The 10,580-nt window shown below is 45.5% G+C and carries 10 protein-coding genes; all 10 read left to right on the top strand.

Annotated elements, in window-relative coordinates:
- The 10 genes from ACR64J_RS12235 (at position 1) to ACR64J_RS12280 (ending at position 10,569) form a co-directional block, all read left to right on the top strand.
- On the top strand, positions 1–672 hold the full coding sequence (locus ACR64J_RS12235) for an NADH:ubiquinone reductase (Na(+)-transporting) subunit D (protein ID WP_435949888.1): 672 nt from the start codon (positions 1–3) through the stop codon (positions 670–672).
- Positions 672–1,280, top strand: a complete 609-nt coding sequence (nqrE, locus tag ACR64J_RS12240; RefSeq protein ID WP_435949889.1) for an NADH:ubiquinone reductase (Na(+)-transporting) subunit E — start codon at positions 672–674, stop codon at positions 1,278–1,280. The genes ACR64J_RS12235 and nqrE overlap by 1 nt, the downstream gene beginning before the upstream one ends.
- Positions 1,281–1,372: 92 nt before the next feature.
- The gene (gene nqrF / locus ACR64J_RS12245; RefSeq protein ID WP_317200679.1) at positions 1,373–2,608 is read left to right on the top strand and encodes an NADH:ubiquinone reductase (Na(+)-transporting) subunit F; all 1,236 of its coding nucleotides are present in this window, start codon (positions 1,373–1,375) and stop codon (positions 2,606–2,608) included.
- Positions 2,609–2,789: 181 nt separating this feature from the next.
- Complete coding sequence (locus tag ACR64J_RS12250; protein ID WP_435949890.1) at positions 2,790–3,590, top strand: SDR family NAD(P)-dependent oxidoreductase; 801 nt, start codon at positions 2,790–2,792, stop codon at positions 3,588–3,590.
- 158 nt (positions 3,591–3,748) lie between these two features.
- Positions 3,749–4,816, top strand: coding sequence for an FAD:protein FMN transferase (locus ACR64J_RS12255; RefSeq protein WP_435951079.1), 1,068 nt, complete (start codon positions 3,749–3,751; stop codon positions 4,814–4,816).
- Between the two features lie 170 nt (positions 4,817–4,986).
- Positions 4,987–6,501: a sodium:proton antiporter NhaD gene (gene nhaD, locus ACR64J_RS12260; protein WP_317200681.1), complete on the top strand. Its 1,515-nt coding sequence runs from the start codon at positions 4,987–4,989 to the stop codon at positions 6,499–6,501.
- Between the two features lie 120 nt (positions 6,502–6,621).
- On the top strand, positions 6,622–6,867 hold the full coding sequence (gene nqrM / locus ACR64J_RS12265; protein WP_435949891.1) for a (Na+)-NQR maturation NqrM: 246 nt from the start codon (positions 6,622–6,624) through the stop codon (positions 6,865–6,867).
- A gap of 445 nt (positions 6,868–7,312) precedes the next feature.
- On the top strand, positions 7,313–8,569 hold the full coding sequence (locus ACR64J_RS12270; protein WP_435949892.1) for an MFS transporter: 1,257 nt from the start codon (positions 7,313–7,315) through the stop codon (positions 8,567–8,569).
- Between the two features lie 39 nt (positions 8,570–8,608).
- On the top strand, positions 8,609–9,661 hold the full coding sequence (locus ACR64J_RS12275; RefSeq protein WP_435949893.1) for an alpha/beta hydrolase: 1,053 nt from the start codon (positions 8,609–8,611) through the stop codon (positions 9,659–9,661).
- Positions 9,662–9,789: 128 nt separating this feature from the next.
- Complete coding sequence (locus ACR64J_RS12280) at positions 9,790–10,569, top strand: arylesterase (protein WP_435949894.1); 780 nt, start codon at positions 9,790–9,792, stop codon at positions 10,567–10,569.
- The last annotated feature ends 11 nt before the right edge of the window (positions 10,570–10,580 follow it).

The following is a 10,580-nucleotide window of genomic DNA, read 5'->3' on the forward strand; positions in this document are numbered from 1 at the left end:
ATGGCAGATACAAAAGGTATTTTAACCTCGCCTATTTTTGATAATAACCCTATTGCATTACAGATCTTGGGTATCTGTTCGGCGCTAGCAGTCACAACCAGTATGTCCAATGCGATGGTCATGTGTGTGGCGTTGACGTTAGTGACAGCGTTCTCGAGCTTCTTTATTTCTATTATTCGCAAAAACATTCCATCAAGCATTCGTATTATCGTACAGATGACTATTATTGCCTCGTTGGTTATTTTGGTCGATCAGGTCCTCAAAGCGGTCGCTTACGACATCAGCAAGGGTCTGTCAGTATTCGTCGGTCTCATCATTACCAACTGTATCGTCATGGGACGCGCAGAAGCGTTTGCTATGAGCAATCCGCCAATACCGAGCTTCTTAGATGGTATTGGTAATGGTCTGGGTTACTCAGCGGTACTGTTATTCGTCGCCACTATCCGTGAGCTGTTAGGTTCAGGTACTTGGTTTGGTATTACGATTTTGCAGCCTGTGTCAGATGGCGGCTGGTACTTACCAAACGGTCTATTGCTCCTGCCACCGTCTGCCTTCTTTATTATCGGTTTATTTATTGCCATCGTGCGCATTTGGAAACCCGAGCAAATCGAAGAAGCTGACTTTGTTATGAAGCCGCAGTCTAAAGGCATGGCACATGGAGGCGGTCACTAATGGGACATTATGTTAGTTTATTTATAACCTCAGTTTTTATTGAGAATATGGCGCTTGCTTATTTCTTAGGCATGTGTACTTTTTTGGCAGTATCAAAAAAGGTCTCGACCGCTATCGGTCTTGGGGTTGCCGTCATCGTGGTTATGGTTATCACCGTCCCACTTAACAACTTGTTATTTCAGTTTATCCTTAAAGATGGTGCGCTGGCTTGGGCAGGTTTCCCCGATATTGATCTAAGCTTCTTAGGCTTACTGAGCTATATTGGTCTTATCGCAGCAACCGTTCAGATTCTAGAGATGTTCTTGGATAAGTTTGTTCCTGCGCTATATAACGCGCTTGGGGTGTTCTTACCACTGATCACTGTAAACTGCGCTATTTTAGGCGGCGTACTCTTTATGGTTGAGCGCGATTACAACTTTAGTGAATCTGTCGTTTATGGGGTTGGTGCAGGATTTGGTTGGGCAGTCGCTATTGTCGCCCTGGCGGGTATTCGAGAAAAGCTTAAATACTCAGACATTCCAGGCCCTCTGCGTGGTTTGGGTATCACCTTTATTACTGTAGGCCTTATGTCACTTGGCTTTATGTCTTTTGGTGGTATGTCGATTTAAGCGAAAGAATTTATCAGTTTCTTATTCATTTATACGGTAGCGGTACGAGAATTCACTTTTAGACCGCTACTTCATAGTTAAGGATACCTATCATGGATTATGCTACGGCGATTGGTGGCGTTGCTATGTTTACCGTGATCATCATGGGTCTGGTTGCCATTATTTTGGCAGCGCGCTCAAGATTGGTCAGTTCAGGTGACGTAACCATTCGCATCAATGAAGATCCGGCTAACGATGTGGTCACGCCAGCAGGCGGCAAATTATTGCAAACCCTTGCAAGCGAAGGTATATTTTTATCTTCAGCTTGTGGTGGCGGTGGTACATGCGCGCAGTGTCGCTGCCGCGTTATCGAAGGTGGCGGCTCTATTTTGCCTACCGAAGAGGGCTACTTTACCCAAGGCGAGATTCGCAATCATATGCGCTTGGCTTGTCAGGTTGCAGTTAAGCAAGACATGGAAATTGAGATCGATCCTGAATTCTTTGATGTGCAAAAATGGGAATGTGAGGTCATCTCTAATGACAACGTAGCGACCTTTATTAAGGAGCTTGTACTCAAAATTCCAGAAGGCGAAGAGGTTAATTTCCGTGCTGGGGGTTATGTTCAGCTTGAGGCGCCGCCGCACGAAGTACACTACAAAGACTTCGATATCGCAGAAGAATACCGCGAAGATTGGGAAAAGTTTGGCATCTTCAAATATGTGTCAAAGGTCGATGAGCCTGTTATCCGTGCTTATTCGATGGCCAATTACCCTGAAGAAAAAGGCCTTATTAAGTTCAATATTCGTATTGCAAGTCCACCGCCGCGTGGCCCTGATAATATTCCACCAGGTAAAATGTCATCATGGACCTTTAGTCTAAAGCCCGGCGATAAAGTAACGGTATCAGGCCCTTATGGTGAGTTCTTTGCAAAAGACACGGATGCTGAGATGGTCTTTGTCGGTGGCGGTGCAGGTATGGCACCGATGCGCTCACACATCTTTGATCAGCTCAAACGTCTCAATTCTGATCGCAAGATTAGCTTTTGGTACGGGGCACGCTCTATCCGCGAGATGTTCTACGTTGAGGATTATGATCAACTAGAAGAAGAGTTCGATAACTTTGAGTGGCATGTGGCCTTATCAGATCCATTACCAGAAGACAACTGGGATGGTTACACCGGCTTTATTCACAACGTGTTACTAGAAGAGTATCTCAAGGATCATCCAAACCCAGAAGATTGCGAATACTATATGTGTGGGCCACCGATGATGAACGCTGCTGTCATCGATATGCTTCATAGCTTAGGTGTCGAAGATGAAAACATCGCTCTCGATGACTTTGGTGGTTAAAAAATGTTTAACCGTTAAGTAAAATATTTTGTGCTAAATTAAGAGTCTCAATCGAGGCTCTTTTTTTTGTTCTAGTATCGGATAAATAGTGATCGTCAATATTATTACCTCAATATTAGATACTTTCTTCTGCCTCTTATTACTCAATGCAAGTCATTTAATACTGTCAGTAAGGATGCTTATGAAAACCAAGTTTAAAAATCTAACCATATGGATTACAGGTGCATCAAGTGGACTTGGTGCTGCGCTATCTATTGCTTTTGCAAAAAAAGGCGCGACTATCATTTTAAGCGGGCGTGATCGTCAAAAACTTGAGGCCGTCAAAGATAAATGTAAACGCTCGCATAAACATATCGTTATTCCATTTGATATTACCGATAGCAAGCAGGCAAGAAAAGCCTATCAATTAATCAAAGCGCAAACAAGTAAGGTTGATTGGCTGATTAACAATGCAGGTATCTCTCAGCGCTCACTGATTATGGAGACAGAAGAGGAGGTTGAGCGCCAGATCATGGAGATAGATTATTTTGCGCAAACGCGCCTAACGCGGCTCATATTACCAGATATGATCACTCAAGGCGGTGGTAGGATCGTGATGATCTCTAGCGTAGCAGGTCTACTTGGTACGCAGTACCGCGGGGCTTATGGTGCAGCCAAAGCGGCGCTCCATATGTGGGCAAATAGCCTGCGTGCTGAATTGCATGATAAAGGGATAGAAGTCGCCACCGTATTTCCAGGATTTATTCAAACTAATATCTCAATCAATGCTTTGACGGCAGATGGTAGTCCGCAAGGCACGATGGATGAGGCGACTAATGCTGGATTGACGGCGACCGAGTTTGCCAAGCAAGTCACCAAAGCTTTGAGTAAAGGGGAGGAATATATCATTGTTGCCGGCTCCAAAGAGAAGCTTGCCACCAGAGTCAACCGTGTATCACCGCCCAAGCTCTACAAACTAATCCGCGAGTCGCAAGTCAAATAAGACTCTGCACCAAGCTTGGTTCATAGACATACTTATTAGCGTTATTGATATAAAGGGGTGTAAAATGTATCCTACATTCGCCCCTACTCTATCCAAAAATATCTATGATAAATACAAATCCGCTCGCCTCTCCCCATACCTTTAATCATAAAATTTTGATGAGCGTATTCGCTTCTGTCAGCCTGCTCAGCTTAAATGCCTGCCAGCAAACGTCAGATTACAACTATCTAAGCGGCGAGACGATGGGTACCAGTTACCATATTAGTTATCAGCTGCCAGACCATAGTGATGAAAACGAGATTCAAGCGGCTATCGATCAGCGTTTGCAGCAGATTAACGATAGCATGTCGACTTACCAAGATAATTCAACCATTTCTAAATTCAATCGTTTGGCTGCAGATGCGTCCGTAATGATTGATGCAGACTTCAGCCAAGTGCTACAAATCTCGCGTCAAGTTTATGAGCAATCAGGCGGCGCCTTTGATCCTACCGTCATGCCTTTGATAGACGTTTGGGGCTTTGGTAGCACTATGACCGTTGAGCGTTTGCAAAGTCCGCCAAGCGCGCAAGAGATTGCACAAGCAAAAGCTTTGGTAGATTTTGATAGTATCATGCAAAAGGACAAGCTGCTGTACAAGACCAAAGACGGCGTCGGGCTTGATTTTTCTGCGGTAGCAAAAGGCTATGGCGTCGATGTCATCGCTGATGTGCTCAAAAGTGATTATAACATTCGCAATTATATGGTTGAGATTGGTGGAGAGGTGGCGACCTCTGGCGTCAGCGCTCAAAAGCTGCCATGGCAGATCGCGATTGACGCGCCGATTGAGGGCAGTACAGTTAGCGAGCGCCAGACGATTGCAGCTATTCGCCAGCCTGCTGGGAGTACCATGCATCTAGCGACCTCTGGTAACTACCGTAACGCTATCATATTTGCTGGTAAGCGCTATAGTCATACCATCGACCCCACTACGGGCGAGCCTATCGTTGGTGGCGCGCCGTCTGTAACCGTAGCTGCCGATTCAGTTGCGCTTGCTGATGCGTGGGCAACGGCGCTGACTGCTATGCCTTATGACAAAGCTCTAGATACCGCTAAACGGCAGAACTTAGCAGCTCTGTTTGTGATTCATGCAGGTAATGAAGACGGCATAGGTACAAGTCCTCTAAAAACATGGACGACTGTACAAACGGCTGCTATGAAAGCTCTGCGTGCAGGAGAGTCTGACTAATTTTTACTCAGTATTTTTGCTTGGTGTTCCTCTATTAACCCATTGATTTACATTGGGTTGCCGCGTTATTTAGTCAGTCATTATTACTAGGTGTAATATTGAGCATAACTCGTTAAACTATTGCCCTTTAGTTAACTGTTGTTACCGCATTATTACACTTAAGGGTTCCCATGATTTACTCCTTGATGGCTGTGGTTTTTGTGCTCGGCTATATCGCTATTGCCTTAGAGCACAACTTCCATGTAGACAAGGCCGCCTCTGCTCTACTGACCGCTACCATCATTTGGACACTGCTGGTCATCGGTGCTGACACGTTACTCGTTGAAGAGCTGAGCGCAGTAGATAGTCTTGGAGCCACTTATATTTTAAACAGCGAGCTTAGGCATCATCTGGCAGAGATTGCGGAGATTTTGTTTTTCTTGATGGGTGCTATGGTCATCGTGGAGCTGATTGATGCTCATGACGGCTTTTATGCTATTACCAGCCGCATTCAAACGACCAATGCAGTCACGCTACTTTGGACTATAGGGACGCTGACTTTCTTTTTTTCAGCGCTGCTTGATAACTTAACCACCACTATCGTTATGGTTTCCTTGCTACGCAAACTGGTCGCTGACAAAGAGCTGCGTTGGTGGTTCGTCGGCACGGTTGTCGTCTGTGCTAATGCAGGCGGCGCTTGGTCGCCTATTGGTGATGTGACAACGACTATGCTATGGATTGGCAGTCAGATTACCGCTAGCCGTATCATTGTAGATCTAATTATCCCAAGCCTAGTCGCTGCCGTTGTGCCGCTTATCATGCTAACCCTTATCTTTAAGGGCAAGCAAGTCATGCGCCCTGTCGATGACAAAGAACCTGTGCTCTCTACTAACACCAACTATCTAGGGGATTATACAGCGACGACGGCGACTGCTTCTGCTATTAATGGTATTGATACGCCTACTACTATGCCCTCAAGCTCGCCCTCAAATGTCAGTAGTAGCGCGGTGGCAGTAGAGCCAAGCGACGTTATCACCAATAGAATGCGCCTGAGCGTTTTAGCATTGGGTTTGGGCGCACTCGCCTTTGTCCCTGTGTTCAAAACGGTCACCCATCTACCGCCTTATATGGGTATCTTGTTCGGTGTTGGGGTACTGTGGGTATTCACTGAGCTGATGCATCGTCATCAAGATTGGTACGTCAAGCAGCACATGACCGTCGTCGGTGTCTTGACCCGTGTTGATATGCCCAGCATTTTATTCTTTTTAGGTATTTTACTTGCCGTTTCAGGTCTGGCGACCGCTGGACATTTATCTGATATGGCGATGTGGCTGGATAATACCTTTGGTAATCTATATGTCATCAATGTCTTGATTGGTCTGCTATCATCTTTAGTTGATAACGTACCCCTTGTCGCTGGAGCCATGAAAATGTATCCGCTACTTGGTGAGGCGGCGATGGCGGGATTGGCGGGCGATGAGCTGGCGCGTCAAAGTCAGTTTATGCAAGATGGCGAGTTTTGGCACTTTTTAGCATATTGCGCGGGCGTCGGTGGTAGCTGCCTGATCATTGGATCAGCTGCAGGTGTTGCGGCGATGGGTATGGAGAAGATTCCGTTTCTGTGGTATCTCAAGCGTATCAGTGGCCTAGCTCTAGTCGGTTACTTGGCAGGCGCGGCGACCTATATCTTGATACAGATGATATAGATACTGCCTTAAGCTGTTGATAGTTTGACCTTTAACGAGACTAAATGTGCTAGAATAGAGCTATACATTCTAAGACCATCTATCACTATGGATGGTCTGATATGAGTCGAGGTCTCCTCCATGCTTAGTCAATTAATTCCAATGTTCGCCATTACCTTTACTGTATTCGTACTGTTTTTTGTCTTTATGGGTATCGGTTATATGTTCAAAAAACAACCGCTTAAAGGTTCTTGCGGCGGCGTCGCCAAATTAATGGGCGATGAGCAATGCTCGTTTTGTGGTGATGATTCCAACAAATGTGATTCTATGATTGCAGAGCAACAAGCTACCTCGTTAAATGCAGCTAAGTTAGGCAAATCTGTTTAACCCTTAGCTTTGTGTAGCATCTAGCTTTTATAGCAATCCGCACTTAAACCCTTTAGTACTTAGTATAGCCTAGCTTAGACTAGTATAACTTAGCTTAGCACAACTTAGCTTAGCACAACTTAGCTTAGCATAATTTGGCATAGTCAAACTCTGCGACTGCTCATCAGTTTAGCAGTTACTTAACGCTGGTAGTACATAACCCCTCGTAGATATACAATGGTGCTGAGTGTTATCTTATACTCAGCACTATTGTAGATAACCTCCTATATTTCTTTGCGATAGCTTTACTCTATTACTCTTGCCCTCTTCAGGGTATAGAGTTTTTGTGGTTTATAGCGCATCTTATATATCGGCCACTTTATAGTGGAATTTTTTTGTTGTCGTTTAAAAAGTGCTCATTTGTTAGCCCTTTTGATGACTTACTTTTAATGGTAATCGGGTTGCTATGTCTACTTCACCTCACTCAGCGCTCAAATCAAACGCAGATGCCAAGCCATCATCTAAGCTGCCGTCATCAAAGTTTACCTTTTGGGTCGTGCTCTGCGCTATTATTTTACTGGCGACCAATATGCGCGCGCCTATCGTTGCCCTTGGCTCTATTGCACCCGTGGTGCAAGAGGCGCTAAATATCTCTGAAACCCAGATTGGTTGGCTTGGCGCGGTGCCTATGTTGGGCTTTGCTGTGGGTTCGTTTATCTCGCCTACTATCGGTAAACGCTTTGGGCTTGAGAATACGCTTATCGCTATGATTGCGCTGCTGACTTTGGGCATGGTGGTGCGCTCTGTTATACCGACTTGGACTGGGTTTTTGAGCGGAACGATTATGCTCACTTTAGCGATCGGCTTTGCCAATACGCTTGCAGCTCCTGTCATTAAGCAGCGCACGCCTAATCATATTCCACTGATTACTGGACTCTTTAGTCTGACTATGACAGTCGTTGCAGGTATTGTCGCTGGCGTCGTTCTACCTTTATCTGAATATGTAGGTTGGCAATGGGCGCTAGGTGGCTGGGCAATTTTGGGTGTGTTGGCACTTGTCGTCTGGATATTTTTGCGCTTGCGCCTTGGCTCATCAACGAATTTGATAGCACCAATAGCGGCTCAAGGGACATCGCATATCGCGATATGGCGCAATGCGTTTGCTTGGCAGATCGCGGTATTTATGGGGCTGCAATCTTTGCTTTATTATACCGTCGCTAGCTTTTTGCCCTCAATCTGGGTGAGCAAAGGCTTGAGCGCGGTAAAAGCAGGACAGATGGGTTCGGTGTTTCAGTTTATGGCACCTGTTGCGATTATCAGTTTGACGTGGCTGGTCAACCGTGGTCGCCCCATTCAAGCGTTGACGGTGCTAGCTGCAGTACTCAACGTGGTTGGCGTCTTGGGTATGAGCTACCTATCGGCAGATTTAGCATGGCTATGGTCGGGGATGATGGGCGCTGGCTGCTCGGCGATCTTTACCTTGAGTATGATGCTGTTCTCCTTGCGTACTTATACGCCTAATCAGGCGAGCGAGCTGTCTGGTATGGCGCAAACGGTCGGTTATTTGATTGCGTTTTTTGGTCCACTGGGCGCAGGCTGGCTCAATGAAGTCTCGGGAGATTGGAGTTTGCCGCTACTTCTGATATCGATCTTGATGATTATCAACGTCGTCGTGGCTTGGCTAATTAGTCGTCCTGTGATGATCGATGGGCGTGCGGCATAGTCGAATAGTTAACAATATTATCTATTAAAGGGAATTGATATGACTACTGTGAACAAAAAAACATCGGTAAATAATACAATTGAGGCGGATTTACTACCCGCCGTTGCCAATTATTTAAAGGTACTTAACGAGCAAGTGCTACCTGCTTTTATCAAAACAGGTAGCGTACCTAATGCAACCAATGCACGAGATGGTCTGGCAAACTTGACTCATACCTTTGTGACCCAAGCAGTAGATATCCCACTGATAATTGACGACATTGTGAAACATGATGGACGAGTGACAGATGCTAGTGATGCGCGCGCTTATGATGTACCCGTACGGCTTTTTTATCCCAGTTTGCCCGTAGATTCGGGAGAGTCAGCCACGACTTCTTTGCCCGTGATGCTGTACTTTCATGGTGGCGGCGGAACTGCGGGTAGCGTCTCTGTTTATCACCAGATCTTATGCCGTTTGGCCAAACATACCAATCACATCATCATCGCGCCAGAATATCGCCTAGCCCCAGAAAATCCTTACCCTGCCGCGCAAAACGACGCTTGTACTGTGCTGCTTGGACTCAATAAACTACTTGCCCGTCGTCAAATAATGACAGACAAGATAGTGGTCGCAGGCGATAGTCATGGCGGCGCGCTAGTAACCAATCTATTACGTGATCCTAGGGTAAAAGCCTCGGATATAATAGAGAAAATCAGCGCGCAAGTGCTGATGTACCCTAGCGTCGACTTTACAATGAGTAGCCCCTCTGTTGAAAAATATGCTAGTGGCTACTTGCTCAGCCGCGTACGTATCGACTGGTATTTTAACCAATACTTTCAGAACAATGAAGATACACAAGCTAAGTCCGCGCTATTTGCCAGTTTAGACGACCTCAAGGGTCAGCCGCCTGCGCTTATTATCAATGCAGCCATTGACCCTTTATATGATGAAGGCGTCGCTTATGCTACCAAACTCAACCAAGCAGGCGTTGATGCGCAGCACATCACTTATGATAAGGTTATTCACGCTTACCTTAATATGGAAAACCTCAATCCTGATGTTTGCATGCAGACTTATACGGCTATCAATGAGTTTTTAAACAGCAAAATTTAGACAAATACATGCTGATGACAAAGTTAAGAAACAACGCTCACCATTCCTAGACAAGCTACAAGTTACAAACTTGCTACTATAGTCAGTGCAAAGTAAAAGTCTAAATATAGTCCTACTACGGAACCCCTATGTCCTTATCTTTAAACTCTATATCAATTAAAACAGCGAGCTTAGCCGTATTAATGAGCCTGTCTCTGATCGCCTGTAGTCCCGCTAAGGATGAGCAAGCCACGGATGACGCTGTCGAAATTATAGCTCCAGTAGAAACTACCAATAGTGCTGAGTCTGTTTCACGTGAAACAGAGCAAAGCGATGTATCAATCGTAGAGCAGCCTATTACTATCCTAGCGCTAGGTGACTCACTAACCGAAGGCTTAGGCGTGGAGCGTGACGGTAATTACCCGGCGCAGTTAGAAGCCAAATTAAAAGAAATGGGCTACGTCAATGTTGACGTCGTCAATTCCGGGCTTAGTGGTGAAACCAGCACGGGTTTGGTTAACCGTTTAGATTGGGTAACGCAAACCGAGCCTGACATTACCATACTTACTATCGGTGCTAATGATGCGATACGCGGACTCGATGTAGCAACGATTGAAGATAACATTCGTACGGCAGTTAAACATCTACAAGATAATGGTAGCGAAGTGATCTTAGGCGGCATGCAAATTTATGATAACTTGGGCAATGAATACGTACAGTCGTTCTCAGCTATTTATCCACGTATCGCTGAAGATATGAATGTGCCGATGATTCCGTTTTTCTTAGAGGGCGTGGGCGGTGTTAGTGAATTAAATCAAGCCGATGCTATTCACCCAACAAAGGAAGGCTATACGATAATCGTTAATAATAACATCTTGCCTGTACTAGAGCCGGAGCTTGAGCGTATGGTAGTAAGCGCGCGTAATTAAATTAGTCAATT

Source organism: Psychrobacter sp. DM8 (assembly GCF_051307025.1).
GTDB lineage: Bacteria > Pseudomonadota > Gammaproteobacteria > Pseudomonadales > Moraxellaceae > Psychrobacter.

Excerpts from the sequence above, each read along its gene's own strand:
- ACR64J_RS12235 (WP_435949888.1), top strand. The coding sequence starts at position 1 with ATGGCAGATACAAAAGGTATTTTAACCTCGCCTATTTTTGATAATAAC.
- nqrE (WP_435949889.1), top strand. The coding sequence starts at position 672 with ATGGGACATTATGTTAGTTTATTTATAACCTCAGTTTTTATTGAGAAT.
- nqrF (WP_317200679.1), top strand. The coding sequence starts at position 1,373 with ATGGATTATGCTACGGCGATTGGTGGCGTTGCTATGTTTACCGTGATC.
- ACR64J_RS12250 (WP_435949890.1), top strand. The coding sequence starts at position 2,790 with ATGAAAACCAAGTTTAAAAATCTAACCATATGGATTACAGGTGCATCA.
- ACR64J_RS12255 (WP_435951079.1), top strand. The coding sequence starts at position 3,749 with ATGAGCGTATTCGCTTCTGTCAGCCTGCTCAGCTTAAATGCCTGCCAG.
- nhaD (WP_317200681.1), top strand. The coding sequence starts at position 4,987 with ATGATTTACTCCTTGATGGCTGTGGTTTTTGTGCTCGGCTATATCGCT.
- nqrM (WP_435949891.1), top strand. The coding sequence starts at position 6,622 with ATGCTTAGTCAATTAATTCCAATGTTCGCCATTACCTTTACTGTATTC.
- ACR64J_RS12270 (WP_435949892.1), top strand. The coding sequence starts at position 7,313 with ATGTCTACTTCACCTCACTCAGCGCTCAAATCAAACGCAGATGCCAAG.
- ACR64J_RS12275 (WP_435949893.1), top strand. The coding sequence starts at position 8,609 with ATGACTACTGTGAACAAAAAAACATCGGTAAATAATACAATTGAGGCG.
- ACR64J_RS12280 (WP_435949894.1), top strand. The coding sequence starts at position 9,790 with ATGTCCTTATCTTTAAACTCTATATCAATTAAAACAGCGAGCTTAGCC.